The following is a 14,504-nucleotide window of genomic DNA, read 5'->3' on the forward strand; positions in this document are numbered from 1 at the left end:
CAGCAACAGATGGTTGGGGTGGGCTTACGCTCCCCCCACATCTTACAAATCATCGAACAGCGCCCCAACATTGGCTGGCTTGAAATCCATAGTGAAAATTACTTCAACCCACACTCTACTGCACGTGAACAGCTTCGAGAGATCGCAAACCACTACCCCATAAGCTGCCACGGAATTGGGTTATCACTGGGGTCTGCTGATCCGTTGGATAAACAACACCTCAAACATCTCAAGCACTTAGTGGATGAAGTAAATCCAATTGCGGTATCGGATCATTTAAGTTGGAGTTCGGTCGACGGCCAGTATTTTAATGATTTACTGCCACTGCCCTACACCGAAGAGGCATTAGCAAATTTTTGCCATAAGGTTGAACAGGTCCAAGATTACTTAGGGCGAGAGTTTCTGGTTGAGAACCCCTCGAGCTATCTCAGCTTTCGCCATTCAGCGATCCCCGAGTGGGAGTTTCTGCACGAAGTACAACAGCGCACTGGCTGCGGTTTATTGCTCGATTTCAATAATATTTACGTCAGTAGCTTTAACCATGGCTTTGATTGCCAGCAATATATCAGCGCGCTCAACCCAGCTGCCGTCAAAGAGATTCACCTCGCAGGCTTTACGGTAAAAGAGTTTGAACAAGGTGAGATTTGGATCGACACCCATAGCCGCCCAGTCAGTAAACCCGTCTGGTTGCTCTATCAGCTGTGGATCCGCCAGCATGGCGCAGTTCCGACCCTGATTGAGTGGGATCTAGATATACCTGAATTAGATGTTTTGTTGGCAGAGGCCCATAAAGCAACCACCATTATTACGCAGGAGGCGCACTATGGACAAATCACCCTCCCCTGATTCAGCACCCGCTTTGCACCAATTACAGCAAGACTTTTCGACGGCCTTGCACTATCAACCCAGCGATGTGACCGAGCATATTCAGGTGGGCCGCTTTCCCGCCGACCAACTCATTCAGGTATATCGCAATAATTTCGTCGTAAGTCTATGCGAAGTACTTGAAGCAACCTACCCCTGTACCCAGGCGGTAATTGGTGAAGAGTGCTTTACCCAATTAGCCCGCCAGCATGTGCTCAATTACCCTCTCAAGCAAGGTGACGTAACACCATACGGTGCGTGTTTCGGTAATACAGTATGTACTCATCCCAGCTTATTAGAAGCGGTGCCTTATCTAGTCGAATTAATTCAACTGGAATGGCTGATCGACAGCGCGAATCAGCACCCTTGCCATGCCATCAACTTCCCCTTCGAGAAATTACAATATCTCACCGAAGACAATATCGCCCACGCAACGCTAACGGTGCCTGAGCATACCTATTTACTGGATGCTAACTACCCAGTCGGCAGTATCTGGCATATGGTCCATCAAGATAAGGTCGAAGAGATCGATCTCACCCAAGGCGAGTCGGTCATTATTCAACATCACCCCGAGCAGCTATCGGTGCTTACCACCACTCCCGCCGCCACCGCGCTGGTGCAATTAAGCCAACAAGGTCGTTCACTAGGGGAAGCCACTGCGGCAATGATGGCAATACTCGGCGAATTGATCCAACAGCAGGTTTTTTCAGACATTCAAGGATTGCCACAGGGAGATAGCGCATGCTGAATTTTATGAAACACATCGATGGAGTCGCTAAACGGATCACCGATCCCCTGATCCCTTTTCTATTGCTCTTTACTCGTCTTTGGGTCGCATGGGTCTTTTTTAAATCAGGAATGGTGAAATATTCCAGCTGGGACAGCACCCTGTATTTATTTGAATTTGAATACCAAGTTCCACTTATTCCGTGGCAATTAGCCGCCTACATGGGGACAGCGGCAGAATTAATTTTACCGGCTTTCTTAGTACTTGGGTTATTTACCCGCCCAATGGCGTTGGTGCTGTTTGTGTTTAACATTATCGCCGTAGTGTCCTATCCCTTACTGTGGGAGAAAGGGTTTTTCGACCACCAGCTATGGGGCATGATGATGCTAGTAAACGTCTTCTGGGGGGCTGGCTTATTCTCGGTAGACAAACTGATCAGCAGTGAACCGAAAAAACACAGCGCACTGCAATAGAGCCTTTCCTGACGGGACACAACAAAAAAAAGCTCAATAAAAAAGGCGACGTGAATAACGTCGCCTTGTTGTTTCTGTTCACTCGCTTATTCGCTATTCAGCGACCACATCCAATAATGCCGCCAACGATGATATCTCAATATCGGGTAACCGACGGGCGCGCGGCTCGCGATGCAAACAACGGTTAAGATCGTTAAACCAGCAGGCTTGATAGCCATTCAATAAGGCACCACTAACATCGGTATGTAAATGATCGCCGACATGGAGAATATTTTCACAAGGTACGCCAATGAGCTGAGCAGCCCGAACAAACATATCAGGCGCAGGTTTAGCCGCCCCATCACGACCAGCCTGTAATAAGTGGCTAAAATAGCCACTCAGGCCAATTTTTTCAGCATCCACGTTACCATTAGTGATGGCCACTAACGGCACCCGCTGTGCTAACAACGCCAGTACACGGTGGGTCTCTGGCGGGACATCAACCTGATTACGAACTGCCAGCACTGTCGCGACACCGTCGTTCGCGGCTTGAGTCGCTTGATTGAGCGAATAACCTAACTGCATTAAGCCTATTTTCAATAACTCAAAACGCCAAAGGGTCACATCATGGCGTAACCAAGGGTCGATGTTCGCCAATTGCAACTTTAACGCCATCCAATCGGCAACGGTCAGCATGCGTGACACTGGGTGCTCCGAATGCAACCAGTCATACATCGCCTGCTCAGCACGACGGATCACTGGGCGGTTATCGTAAAGCGTATCGTCTAAATCAAAGGTTAAGGCTTTGATTGGCTTTAAAGGTCGGTAAAACTGCATTACTCGCTCAACACATTATTTATTGCCGCGTTTGGCACGTGGATGGGATTCATCGTACACCTTCGCAAGGTGTTGAAAATCAAGATGGGTGTAGATTTGGGTCGTTGATAGGTTCGCGTGACCCAGTAGCTCTTGTACAGCGCGTAAATCCCCGCTCGATTCCAGCATATGGGTAGCAAAACTGTGGCGCAATTTATGCGGGCTAATGTGGCTCGACACTGATTGTTTCTGCCCCCATTCAGCCATCCGTTTTTGAACATTACGGGTCGAAATACGGGTGCCTAGCTTAGAAACAAATAACGCAGGCTCACCAGCACTCGTCAATTGGCCGCGAACTTTTAGCCATTTTGCCACCCATTCACGGGCAAGACCCGCAAACGGCACTATCCGCTCTTTATCACCTTTACCTATCACGCGAAGATCACCTTTGCTTAAACTGATGTCACGAACATTCACGCCGACAATTTCAGCTAAACGTAATCCCGCGCCATACATCAATTCCATCAAAGCACGATCACGAATCGATAATGGATCATCCTCGTTCACATTCAGCAGCTGATCCATTTCATCGACGTCGAGGTTTTTCGGTAGCGGCCGTGCTTTACGCGGTGCCGATACCCCTTTCGCTGGATTGGCAGCTAGCACTTTAATCTGAACTAAATAATCAAAGAAGCTGCGCAGCGCCGATAAACGCATCGATAAACTACTGGCTTTTAAACCATCACGCATGCCTTTACTTGCAAGCTGACGTACCCAGCCAGCATCCACTTGCTGCCAATCTGTCACGCCAAGCACCACTAACTGCTCTGCCATGGTCGTTAACTGGCGCTTATAGTTATGCTGAGTATGTAAGCTCAGTTCACGCTCACTACGAATATACTCGTAAAAGCGATTAAGCGACTTTTCTAAGCTCACGGGTAACCCACTCACTCAAATATCTCACGGCTGTATTCCCAGTGGCTGATCAAACGCGAAATGATCAACGCCAACTGCTCAACAAACAAGGTATCCATATTGGGCTGAAAATGCCCGCCATCGGCACTTGAGAAACTCAATACTCCAATCGGACGGTCTAACCCTAGCGGTAACACCACAAATGAGCCCAATTGTGGTGGTTGCTCAAATAACATTTCACTCTCTTTTTTACGCAATCGGCCTAAATACACCGAGCGACGTGACATATGTGAAACACGGAAAGATTCAAACTCGCGACGATCTAAAAATAAGTGATCGTCCATGCTATCGAACAAACGCAAACTGTATTCAAGGTTCAGTTCAGTGGTTAATTCATCCAGCACGAGCAAAGCTTGGTAGATATTGTGAGTTTGGAACAACTTCACCTGTGCTTGTGAAAATAACGCATGTAAGTCGCTATTTTTCGCGGCGATATCCACTAAGCGCGTAATGTTGCCTTCCAGTTCATTCACCCTATGGCGTAAACGCTCAAGCTGGATTTCAACCAAAGACACTACGCCACGTTCACTTTGTGGTATGTGCAAATACGCCAGCAAATCAGGCTGGCGTAAAAAGAACTCAGGGTGACTCAGTAAATACTCCGCCACCGCTTCATCGTGTAATTTGTCATTCAACGGGGTGTCTGACACCGTTTCGGTCAGTTCATCCAGTTGCGATACATCGGTCATAATACAATTTGTCCATCATAGACATGCGCCACAGGCCCAGTCATGTAGAGGGGTTTCCCTTCACCAGCCCAGCTGATGTACAGGTCACCACCAGGTAATACTACTTTTACTTTTTCGTCGAGCAAGCCTTGGCGCTGGCCAATCGCAACAGCCGCACACGCACCACTGCCACAGGCCTGAGTTTCACCTGCGCCACGCTCGTACACACGCAACTTCACTTCATTGGCACTAATCACTTGCATGAAACCAGCATTAACACGTTCAGGAAAACGTTCATGCGACTCCATCAATGGCCCTAACGTTTCGACACCAGCGGTATCAACATCGTCCACCACGGTGACACAGTGAGGATTGCCCATGCTGACCGCACCACAAAAAAGGGTGCTATCGCCGACGCGCAGTAAATAGGTTTTTTCTGTCTGTTTGGCACGAAATGGAATCTTGCTCGGCTCGAAAATCGGCTCACCCATGTTGACTGTTACTTGGTTGTCGTTCTCAAGCTTCAGTAACATTTTGCCCGCTTTGGTGCTAACCGAAATAAGGTACTTATTGGTTAACCCTTTCATCCAGACAAAACGCGCAAAACAACGCGCACCATTGCCACACTGTTCAACTTCACTGCCATCCGCATTGAATATGCGGTAATGGAAGTCGGTTTCAGGATCGTACGGCGGTTCAACTACCAGCAACTGATCAAAACCGACACCACGATGGCGATCCGCTAAGCGGCGGATCGCATCAGGTGAGAAGAATACGTTTTGTGTGACACAGTCGACCACCATGAAGTCATTGCCCAAACCATGCATTTTGGAAAAATTAATCTGCATGTTGTTCCTTTTTTATAGTTATACCCATAGAGGTGCCTGTGTGTTCAATACCGTAAAGATTAAGGCAATAGCGATTCAGACTGCCAAAGTTGTTCTAGCTGCTCACGTTGGCGAACAACATGTGCAGTATCACCGTCTACCATAATTTCAGCCGCGCGGGCGCGGGTATTGTAATTCGATGACATCACAAAACCATAAGCACCTGCCGAACGCACCGCGAGTAGATCACCTTCGGCTAAACAAAGCAGGCGCTCTTTACCCAGATAATCACCCGTTTCACAGATTGGTCCGACAAAGTCATACTCAGTAGTTTCACCATCACGAGGAACAACAGCGATAATATCTTGCCATGCTTGATACAAGGTTGGACGGATCAAATCATTCATTGCCGCATCAATAATGGCAAAGTTTTTATGTTCAGTGTGTTTGAGGTATTCAACGCGAGTCAGCAAAATACCCGCATTAGCAGCAATGGCTCGACCTGGCTCAAAAATCAGTTCGAGTTCAGGATGATTCTCTAACCGCTTGAGCAACGCCGTTGCGTATTCCGACGGTAACGGTGGCTGCTCTTCATTATACGTCACTCCCAAACCACCACCGACATCAAGATGATCGATATAAATGCCTTCCGCTTTTAGTTCGTCTACCAACGCCAGTAAGCGATCTGTCGCATCAATGAACGGATCAATATCCGTCAGCTGAGAGCCAATATGACAGTCCATGCCTGTCACTTTCAAATTCGGTAAACTGTGCGCTAATCGGTACACCACTGGTGCGCGGTCAAAGGCAATACCGAATTTATTATCACGCAGTCCCGTTGAAATATAAGGGTGCGTTTTCGCATCCACATCTGGGTTAATACGCAGTGAAATAGGAGCAATAACACCGAGCTCTGCCGCTACACGGTTTAAACGCTCTAACTCAGGTTCAGATTCGACATTGAAACACTTTATACCTAATTCTAGCGCACGTTTCATTTCGGCCGAGGTTTTACCCACCCCCGAAAAGACAATCTTGGCTGGATCACCACCGGCCGTTATTACACGTTCTAACTCACCTTGCGAAACAATATCGAAGCCCGATCCCAAACGCGCCAGAACATTCAGTACACCAATGTTCGAGTTTGCCTTCACGGCATAGCAAATGAGGTGCGGCTGATCGGCAACCGCATGATCAAACGCTTTCCAGTGACGCTCTAACGTCGCACGAGAATATACATACAATGGTGTGCCATGTTGCTCGGCGAGCTCAGTGAGTGCCACTTCTTCGGCCCATAACTGGCCATCTTGCTGGTAATTAAAGTAATCCAATGTCTCTCTTCCCTGTTCGGTATCGCTACTGTTGTTGTTGTTGCTGATCGGCATCTTGCGGCATGTACAATGAGCCACTCTGGCCACAACCCGAGATCGCCAACACACCCAGTACTAAAATCGCTAATAAACCTTTACGCATTTTTAAAGCCAGTGATTATCGTTTCAATGCCCTCTATAATCGCACCAAGAATAGGAAAAGCAATAGGACGTAATGGGATGAATGATACTGAATTTCACAACTTGGCTGATCTAGCCCTACAAGCACTTGAAGATGGCATCGATGAATCGGGTGCAGATATCGAGCCTGAGACGACAGGTAATGTCCTGACACTGGAGTTTGAAAACCGTAGCCAAATCGTTATTAACCGCCAAGAGCCGCTTCATGAATTGTGGTTGGCATCTAAATCTGGTGGCTACCATTTCAAATTTGATGGCACAAAATGGCGCTGCACCCGCAGTGGCGAAGAGTTTTTTGCCTTGGTTAAACGTGAGTGTTCTTTGCATGCAGGTGAAGCTGTGGAGTGGTAACCACCGCTTCTTTTGCTTGTCACATAACAAAAAAGCCTTCCAACGTGATGAACGGGAAGGCTTTTTTATTTTATTGCTCATTAAGATTGAGCAAAGTAATTAACGCGGTGAAAACGACATAACGGCTGCTGCGGAGCTACCAGAGCTAGGTCGACGCTGTACTTGCTGACCACTCTTAAACGGAATTACCTGACAACCACCGGATTCAGAATGCACGATGTCATAAAACTGCGGCAGGTTGAAGTTAATGAAGTTCGCACTGTAACTGAAGCGATCTTGCGCCGAGGTATAGAAACGGTTTACACCGTGCACCATCTCGTCTTTATCGCCGCTGCATTGACGGTATACTTCAATCCGATTGGTTTCATCCAAAATATAAATATTGAAACCTTGATCGCAATCTTCAAAGAAAAATTGGATTAAACCTTCACTCGCATACGCATCAACAATTTCAGGTGGATGCGGTTCATCCGTTTTACCCATCACCAACTGCGGTGAGCCAATCAGCTTGTTGCTGGAAATGCAGCTGTAGAAATCGACCGAATTTTCCAGCTTCTGTACCGATACACCACGACGCTCAAAGAACAGGCCATGGGTTTGGTCACCAATGCGAATGGCTTTAAAACGACGACGTTTTTCTTGTTCAACCGGCTTCAAGCGCATTTCAATACACTCAGCCACCAATTGATACACCAAGTTACGGATCAAGCCGCGCATGTGTTTGCTATAACAGAACACATCCACCGATTCTGGTGGAATCGCATCTTGGTGCATTTTGCCCAACACCGTTTTCAGCGCATCAAGCATCGAATTTTCACCACTGAAATTCAGGGTACGCACTTCATTCCACGAATTGCGGTACACCAAATCAACACTGCCGACTAAGCACTGCTGGTCTGGGCCGTAGCTGAAAATATCGGTGTTTTTAAAATCAAAACGGATCGAGCGATTTTTTAATTCAGTCGTCGGATCATTTTCAAGGTTGATAAATAACCCTAACTGACGAATTTCACATGGGCTCGATAACGCTTGTAAACTTGGCTGTGGGCGACGAATAGGGAAAGTATTACGAATGTCACTGACCAATTGGTACAGCTTATCGATATCCAAATCGGTGTCACGCACCACATTGTGCAAACAGGTTGATTCCGTTAGCAGACCATTAAAGTAGGACCATGCCACCAGCTTGCTGAGGTAACGGTTATGCTCTAACGATGGCTGCCCCAAAATCGCGTATGGGTCGAGCGGCTGCTTATACAAATACCACCCTGCAGCATTAGTACGCCCCGCTGGTACTTGAATAAATGTCAGGTCTGATTCGTGCAAATCCGGTGAAATCTGCGGATTCAGCAGCGTCACCTTGCCCGGAAGCACCTCAAATGCCGCGTACAGTTTACGCGCCAAAATACTGATATCTTCAGGGCTGATTGCCGAGGTAATGTCGTTACGACGCGCAAAACGGATCAGGTTACGGTAGCTCAGCATTAAGGCATCAAGCAGCTCATTGTGAGCACGTTTAACCTGACCGACTTTCCAATTACGACGATTATCAAGTTCACTTAATACTTCGTGTGACCATTGCCACTCGGTAGTCAATTCTTGCAACACCCGACGACGCCATGCCACTGAACCAGAAGACGGTTCACGGGTGAGCTTCTCGTGGGTTTTAAGGTAAAAGCAGCGACGCACTAAATCTAAACGACGGTGATCGTCGATACGTTCAAGATAGCGAGTCACTTTTTCCAGCATCAGGTAATACGCGTCCATACAGTACTCAAAGCGCTCTTCCGCAAAGAAGCGACGCTTAGCATCTACGCTCAGTAGCTGGGTATGCGGGTATTCCCAAGAATAAGCTTCAAGCAGAATGGCTTTCAGTACCGACTTATACGGTGAGTCGATACTCTTATAAAGCTGCCATAAGCTTGAGCCAAAATATTCTTCAGCTGGAATGCGGGTTAATCCGCCAAAATCGATCCATTCTTCACGGCGGATATGACCAGCAGAAACAAGGTAATCGACATATTCGTCGTAACACTCTTCCATTTCTGGCGGCACCATAAACCACAATAGCGGTTGGCCTGCCATTAGCACGGCAGAACGGTAAAACTCGTCCAATAGCAACAAGTGCTGACTTGAACCACAGTTTTCCCCAGTCATGGCTTCAGAGAAGTTGTCGCGGAATCGATTTTCATCAATTAAAAAGAAATTAGCTTCAACACCTTGTGCCATCGCCCAATCAGAAATCAGGGAACACTTGCTGTCGAGCGCTTCACGCTCATCAACTGGCATATTGGTGCGAATACAGACCCAAATATCCAAATCGCTGGTCAAGCTTTGTCCCAGCGAAGAGGTACTGCCCATCGCATACAAACCCAGGATCGGTGAAGAGAGTCCATTAGAAGGAAGTGTTAGTTCAGCGCCAACAGCTAACCCACAGTCGTCAACGAACTGTTGCTGTTGCTCAGATAGCGAAAACGACACAATACCGTGCTGTACCTCTTGATCGAGATAGCCCGGAATTGCAGGGTGATTATAATGCAGTAAGACAGGCAACAAGTGATACACCTGCTGCGAGGTCGCCGTCATTGCGGCATGAGCACGTTCATTACGAAGTATATGAAGTGCATCCAGTCTACTTTTTAGCGTCTGAATATAGTTGTGCAAATTACTCTTCCAAGAGCTGCCAGCATTAAGCGGCCCAAATCTTGTCATTAATAGTGTAGAGAACGTTCTACATACGAGCAAAAACGTGATCAATCTAACACTTTTTGCATTACTCGTAAAGTTAGTGACGATTTATGACAACTTATGAATAGCAGATGCGGTGATGGCCAGCGTTATCCTTTTGCCTCATCCCTCAAGCTAGTATATTCCGGCAATTTCGCCAGCGCACCAACGGGGTTACCGTGGCATCTTGAGGGTTATGTGAGAAATATCACATTAATCGAGACACATTTCAAGACAATACAACTTCCATGCATTCCTGACTAGTTGTTCATTACCATCACGCGGCAGGAGTGATACGATTAGCGAAAATAACGCCTTTTTATGGATCCTATTCTATGACCGATAAACCCATCCGTATTGCTACGCGCAAGAGTCCACTCGCCATGTGGCAAGCTGAATTTGTAAAAGCTGAACTAGAACAAGCGCACCCAGGCTTAACGGTAGAATTAGTACCTATGGTCACTAAAGGCGACATTATCCTTGATACCCCACTCGCCAAAGTGGGTGGTAAAGGATTGTTCGTGAAAGAGCTGGAAGTGGCGATGTTAGAAGACCGCGCCGATATTGCCGTGCATTCGATGAAAGATGTACCGGTCGAATTCCCTGAAGGCTTGGGCTTAGTGACAATTTGTGAACGTGAAGACCCACGTGATGCATTTGTCTCGAATACCTACAACAACATTGATGAACTGCCTGAAGGTGCCATTGTGGGCACATCTAGCTTGCGTCGCCAATGCCAACTACGCGCCAACCGTCCTGATCTTGTGGTGAAGGATTTACGCGGCAACGTTAACACACGCTTACGTAAACTTGATGAAGGCCAATACGATGCCATCATTCTTGCGTGTGCTGGCCTTATCCGTCTAAAAATGGAAGACCGTATTCGTTGTGCGATTGAACCTGAAGTCAGCCTACCAGCTGTAGGCCAAGGCGCTGTAGGCATTGAATGTCGTTTAGATGATGAGCGTGTCCGCCGCTTATTAGCCCCACTTAACCACCCAGATACCGCAACGCGCATCTTGTGTGAGCGTGCGATGAACAATCGCCTGCAAGGTGGCTGCCAAGTGCCAATCGGCAGTTACTCTTTGCTTGATGGTGACCAAATCTGGTTACGTGCCCTTGTGGGTGAGCCCGACGGTAGCAAGATTGTAAGTGGCGAGATTTCTGGCGCTGCTGCTGATGCTGAAAAACTCGGCACGGAATTGGCAGAGCAACTACTGGCTGATGGCGCTAAAACCATTCTTGATGAATTGTACGGCAACGCGTAATGACCATTTTGATCACCCGCCCATCACCCGATGGTGAGCAACTCGCTCAACAGCTTAACAGTGCGGGGATCAAAGCCATTGTCCAACCACTCCTTACAATCCAGGCAGGTCCCGACCTGCCGACCCTCATTTCTCAACTAAATTTACTGCAACCAAATGATTTTCTGATTGCCGTCAGTGTTCATGCAGTAAATTTAGCTCACAATTACTTACTTTCACACTGTGCTAGCTGGCCAAAAAACGTGCATTATATAGCTGTTGGTCATAAAACGGCTGCTGCCCTGAGCAAAGCAACGGGACAATCGGTACACCAGCCACAGCATCAATGTGATAGTGAAGGCTTACTTGCACTATCTGAATTAGCCAACGTTAATCAACGCCGTATAATTATTTTACGCGGTAATGGTGGACGAGAGCTCATTCATCAAGCACTTAGCGAACGTGGCGCCCAAGTAAGTTATTGTGAATGCTACCAACGATGCTTGCTACCTTTAAATGGGGAGCAACTCTGTCAGCAGTGGCAATCACAAGATGTAACAGCGTTAGTTGTAACCAGCGGTGAGCAACTTTCGCATTTATGCGCCGCAATACCGCAAAACCAACAGGCTTGGTTTTATCAACGCCAGCTTTACGTACCAAGCCAAAGGATTGCAGACCAAGCACAACAGCTTGGTTTTAAAAACTTTTCCACCGTGGGCAGCGCATCCAATAACGCGCTATTCACGTTCCTAAGCAAGATAGGCACGATGGGATAATCGGATGACTGATAAAAAAACCAATAATAACACCCCTGCAGAAAATGGCTCAGCTGCCGCTAAGCCAACCAACCAGCAAGGGCAGGCGAGCGCTAACGCAAGTAAGCCACAAACGTCAGCACAAAAAGAAGCCGACAAAAAAGCCACAAGCACTGCTGAGAAATCAGCACCTGAGGCCAAAGCTACAGCACAGCCTGCAGCACCCGCCGACAAAAAAAGTGGCAGTAAAACTGGCGCAATAGCCATTGCGTTAGTGATTGCTCTGGGTGCTGGCCTTTATTATCACGGCCATCAACAAACCCAAACCCAAAATGCCCAAGTTGCCGCGCTACAACAGCAACTGACCAGCATGAAAGCAGCACTTGCTGCAAACCAACAAGAAACCTTGGGTAAAGTAGAGCAAAGCCTACATGGCACCGACGTGTCGATTACTCAGCAAGAGCAATCAATCCAAGGTTTACAACTCGCCCTAGCAGAAATGAAAGGCCGTCGTCCGAACGACTGGTTACTGGCTGAAGCGGATTACTTGGTGAAAATGGCGGGCCGTAAATTATGGTTAGAGCATGATGTGGTGAGCGCAACTGTCTTACTGGAATCTGCGGACAACCGTATTGCCGAGCTGAACGACCCAAGTCTGACGCCTGTGCGTAAAGCAATGAACACCGATATTACATCACTAAAATCGGTAGCACGTATCGATCGTGATGGCTTGGTGCTTCGCTTAACCAGCCTGCAAGAACAAGTGGCAAACCTGCCATTGGCCAATGCCATCATGCCAGAAGCTGAAGTCGTAGAAGACACAACAGTCAGCACGTCGGTAGACGACTGGAAAACTAACTTAATGACATCGCTACAGAACTTCAGCGATCATTTCATTACGTACCGTAAGCGTGATGGCAGCGTGATACCTCTGCTTTCACCTAAACAAGATTTCTATCTGCAAGAAAACATCAAATCTAAGCTAGAGACAGCCATCAAAGCGGTTTACCGTGAAGAAGGTGAGCTATACAGCAAGTCGCTGGTCATGGCGAAAGACTGGGCGCAGCAGTTCTACAACCAAGATGCCCCTGAAACCCAAAGCTTCATCAAAACACTGGATCAACTTGCGGGTGAAGGCATTGAAGCTAGCTACCCTACGCGTTTGCAATCTCAGCCGTTAATCACCGATTTGATCAGTGAACGTCTTCGCAACCAAGTAAAACCAATCAGCACTGAGGAGAATCCAGCATGATCAAACTGTTACTACTTGTAGCGGCGCTGATTGCTGGTGTCGTGGTTGGCCCTATGCTGGCAGGTAATCAAGGTTATGTCCTGATATCAGCAGCTAACCAAACCATAGAAATGAGTGTCACTACGCTTATCTTATGTGTTGTGGTGTTGTTAGGCGTGTTGTTCTTACTCGAAAACATCCTAAAACGTATCTTCTCACTCAGCAGTTCAACTCGTGGCTGGTTTGCGGGTCGTAAAACCCGTAAGGCACGTGCACTCACAGCAAACGGCTTGATGAAAGTGATCGAAGGTGACTGGAAACAAGCAGAAAAGCTCGTTGTGAAAGCGGTGAAGTACAGCGATACACCAATGCTAAACTACTTGGCTGCAGCGGAAGCCGCACAAGGCCAAGGCGATACAGAACAGCGTGATGATTACCTTCGCTTAGCCTCTGATCTTGATGGCCAAAACCTCGCTGTTGCGTTAACTCGTGCCAAGCTACAGTTACGCCAAAAAGAATATGAGCAAGCATTAGCTACACTTTGTGATATCAAACAAAATCACGGTCGCAACCCAATCATGCTGGGCCTACTCAAAGAGTGCTACATCCGGCTTGAAGATTGGAAACCGTTATTAGCCCTACTACCTCAGCTTGAGAAACAACACGTTATTACGGCTGAAGAAGCTGTAATACTGACTCAGAAGGCTGAATGTGGTTTGATGGTACACATAGCTCAACACAGTGGTAGCGATGGCCTAATGGGTCACTGGAACGGCCTTAGCCGTAAAGACAAGCAACGCCCAGAACTCGTGGCCTGCTTTGTTCGCCAAATGATCACCAAAAAAGCAGATAGCGAAGCGTACACTGTGCTACGTGATTCGCTGAAAAAGCAAAGCAACGACACCTTAATTGGGTTAGTGGCTGAACTGAATCTGCCAGATAACCACCCAGCGATTGTTCGCCTGCAAGATTTACTACGCTACGACAGCAACAACCCAGTGACGCATAGCGCACTGGCGCAACTGTTTATGCGAGATGAAAAGTGGGAAGAAGCAAAAGGCCATTTCGAGCAAGCTATCGCGCTTCGTCCTGATGTGACCGATTACGCGCATTTGGTTAAAGTGCTAGAAAAACTCAATGATGAACAAGGTGCCGCGTCGGTTTCTCGTCAAGCACTAACATTGGCACTTCCTGCTAAGATCTAAACCTATTAGCAAATAACATAAAGCACTCCTCGGAGTGCTTTTTTTATACCCACAACCAATGATTTAGCTTTCCCCAGCAACATAATTGTTTCTAAGTGTTAATAGTTATTTCATCTTATATCCACACCATTGATAGCGTTTTGTAAAC

General features: G+C 47.4%; 15 protein-coding genes. 8 read left to right on the forward strand and 7 right to left on the reverse strand.

Going from position 1 to position 14,504, the window contains the following annotated elements; all coding sequences use genetic code 11:
- The first annotated feature begins 9 nt into the window (after positions 1–9).
- The 3 genes from bufB to ASV53_RS02845 are packed head-to-tail and all read left to right on the forward strand — an operon-like array spanning position 10 to position 2,064.
- Entirely contained in the window at positions 10–846 is an 837-nt protein-coding gene (gene bufB / locus ASV53_RS02835) for an MNIO family bufferin maturase (protein WP_094956057.1), read from the forward strand.
- Positions 824–1,612, forward strand: a complete 789-nt coding sequence (locus tag ASV53_RS02840; protein ID WP_094956019.1) for an HvfC/BufC N-terminal domain-containing protein — start codon at positions 824–826, stop codon at positions 1,610–1,612. Before bufB ends, ASV53_RS02840 begins: the two co-directional genes overlap by 23 nt.
- Positions 1,606–2,064: a DoxX family protein gene (locus tag ASV53_RS02845; RefSeq protein WP_062690323.1), complete on the forward strand. Its 459-nt coding sequence runs from the start codon at positions 1,606–1,608 to the stop codon at positions 2,062–2,064. The genes ASV53_RS02840 and ASV53_RS02845 overlap by 7 nt, the downstream gene beginning before the upstream one ends.
- Before the next feature lie 93 nt (positions 2,065–2,157).
- Here the strand turns inward: ASV53_RS02845 and yigB are convergent, their stop codons facing one another.
- The 6 genes from yigB to lptM are packed head-to-tail and all read right to left on the reverse strand — an operon-like array spanning position 2,158 to position 6,802.
- Positions 2,158–2,880, reverse strand: a complete 723-nt coding sequence (gene yigB / locus ASV53_RS02850) for a 5-amino-6-(5-phospho-D-ribitylamino)uracil phosphatase YigB (protein ID WP_094956020.1) — start codon at positions 2,878–2,880, stop codon at positions 2,158–2,160.
- 15 nt (positions 2,881–2,895) lie between these two features.
- Positions 2,896–3,810, reverse strand: a complete 915-nt coding sequence (gene xerC / locus ASV53_RS02855; RefSeq protein WP_094956021.1) for a tyrosine recombinase XerC — start codon at positions 3,808–3,810, stop codon at positions 2,896–2,898.
- Complete coding sequence (locus ASV53_RS02860; RefSeq protein WP_094956023.1) at positions 3,807–4,523, reverse strand: DUF484 family protein; 717 nt, start codon at positions 4,521–4,523, stop codon at positions 3,807–3,809. Before ASV53_RS02860 ends, xerC begins: the two co-directional genes overlap by 4 nt.
- A complete protein-coding gene (gene dapF / locus ASV53_RS02865) occupies positions 4,520–5,350 on the reverse strand; it encodes a diaminopimelate epimerase (protein ID WP_094956025.1) in 831 nt (276 codons plus the stop codon). The genes ASV53_RS02860 and dapF overlap by 4 nt, the downstream gene beginning before the upstream one ends.
- Positions 5,351–5,409: 59 nt before the next feature.
- Positions 5,410–6,660: a diaminopimelate decarboxylase gene (gene lysA / locus ASV53_RS02870; RefSeq protein WP_062690320.1), complete on the reverse strand. Its 1,251-nt coding sequence runs from the start codon at positions 6,658–6,660 to the stop codon at positions 5,410–5,412.
- 25 nt (positions 6,661–6,685) lie between these two features.
- The gene (gene lptM, locus ASV53_RS02875) at positions 6,686–6,802 is read right to left on the reverse strand and encodes an LPS translocon maturation chaperone LptM (RefSeq protein ID WP_094956026.1); all 117 of its coding nucleotides are present in this window, start codon (positions 6,800–6,802) and stop codon (positions 6,686–6,688) included.
- A 77-nt stretch (positions 6,803–6,879) separates the two neighbouring features.
- On the opposite strand from lptM, the gene cyaY reads away from it, so the two are divergent.
- Positions 6,880–7,191: an iron donor protein CyaY gene (cyaY, locus tag ASV53_RS02880; protein ID WP_094956027.1), complete on the forward strand. Its 312-nt coding sequence runs from the start codon at positions 6,880–6,882 to the stop codon at positions 7,189–7,191.
- Between the two features lie 99 nt (positions 7,192–7,290).
- Here cyaY and ASV53_RS02885 read toward each other — a convergent pair whose 3' ends face one another.
- Positions 7,291–9,855, reverse strand: a complete 2,565-nt coding sequence (locus ASV53_RS02885) for a class I adenylate cyclase (protein ID WP_239928713.1) — start codon at positions 9,853–9,855, stop codon at positions 7,291–7,293.
- 398 nt (positions 9,856–10,253) lie between these two features.
- Between ASV53_RS02885 and hemC the strand changes: the two genes are divergently transcribed.
- From hemC to ASV53_RS02905, 4 genes are read left to right on the forward strand one after another with little or no spacing between them, the layout of a single operon-like run.
- On the forward strand, positions 10,254–11,186 hold the full coding sequence (gene hemC, locus ASV53_RS02890; RefSeq protein WP_094956031.1) for a hydroxymethylbilane synthase: 933 nt from the start codon (positions 10,254–10,256) through the stop codon (positions 11,184–11,186).
- A complete protein-coding gene (locus ASV53_RS02895; protein WP_094956033.1) occupies positions 11,186–11,941 on the forward strand; it encodes a uroporphyrinogen-III synthase in 756 nt (251 codons plus the stop codon). Before hemC ends, ASV53_RS02895 begins: the two co-directional genes overlap by 1 nt.
- 4 nt (positions 11,942–11,945) lie before the next feature.
- Positions 11,946–13,172: a uroporphyrinogen-III C-methyltransferase gene (gene hemX, locus ASV53_RS02900; protein ID WP_094956034.1), complete on the forward strand. Its 1,227-nt coding sequence runs from the start codon at positions 11,946–11,948 to the stop codon at positions 13,170–13,172.
- Positions 13,169–14,356: a heme biosynthesis HemY N-terminal domain-containing protein gene (locus ASV53_RS02905; protein ID WP_094956036.1), complete on the forward strand. Its 1,188-nt coding sequence runs from the start codon at positions 13,169–13,171 to the stop codon at positions 14,354–14,356. Before hemX ends, ASV53_RS02905 begins: the two co-directional genes overlap by 4 nt.
- Positions 14,357–14,504: the final 148 nt, after the last annotated feature.

This window comes from Photobacterium sanguinicancri, from assembly GCF_002265265.1.
Taxonomy (GTDB): Bacteria; Pseudomonadota; Gammaproteobacteria; order Enterobacterales; family Vibrionaceae; genus Photobacterium; species Photobacterium sanguinicancri.

Coding starts and splice junctions, on each gene's coding strand:
- lptM (WP_094956026.1), bottom strand. CDS start 6,802: ATGCGTAAAGGTTTATTAGCGATTTTAGTACTGGGTGTGTTGGCGATC.
- dapF (WP_094956025.1), bottom strand. CDS start 5,350: ATGCAGATTAATTTTTCCAAAATGCATGGTTTGGGCAATGACTTCATG.
- hemX (WP_094956034.1), top strand. CDS start 11,946: ATGACTGATAAAAAAACCAATAATAACACCCCTGCAGAAAATGGCTCA.
- bufB (WP_094956057.1), top strand. CDS start 10: ATGGTTGGGGTGGGCTTACGCTCCCCCCACATCTTACAAATCATCGAA.
- ASV53_RS02895 (WP_094956033.1), top strand. CDS start 11,186: ATGACCATTTTGATCACCCGCCCATCACCCGATGGTGAGCAACTCGCT.
- ASV53_RS02840 (WP_094956019.1), top strand. CDS start 824: ATGGACAAATCACCCTCCCCTGATTCAGCACCCGCTTTGCACCAATTA.
- ASV53_RS02905 (WP_094956036.1), top strand. CDS start 13,169: ATGATCAAACTGTTACTACTTGTAGCGGCGCTGATTGCTGGTGTCGTG.
- hemC (WP_094956031.1), top strand. CDS start 10,254: ATGACCGATAAACCCATCCGTATTGCTACGCGCAAGAGTCCACTCGCC.
- cyaY (WP_094956027.1), top strand. CDS start 6,880: ATGAATGATACTGAATTTCACAACTTGGCTGATCTAGCCCTACAAGCA.
- yigB (WP_094956020.1), bottom strand. CDS start 2,880: ATGCAGTTTTACCGACCTTTAAAGCCAATCAAAGCCTTAACCTTTGAT.
- ASV53_RS02845 (WP_062690323.1), top strand. CDS start 1,606: ATGCTGAATTTTATGAAACACATCGATGGAGTCGCTAAACGGATCACC.
- ASV53_RS02860 (WP_094956023.1), bottom strand. CDS start 4,523: ATGACCGATGTATCGCAACTGGATGAACTGACCGAAACGGTGTCAGAC.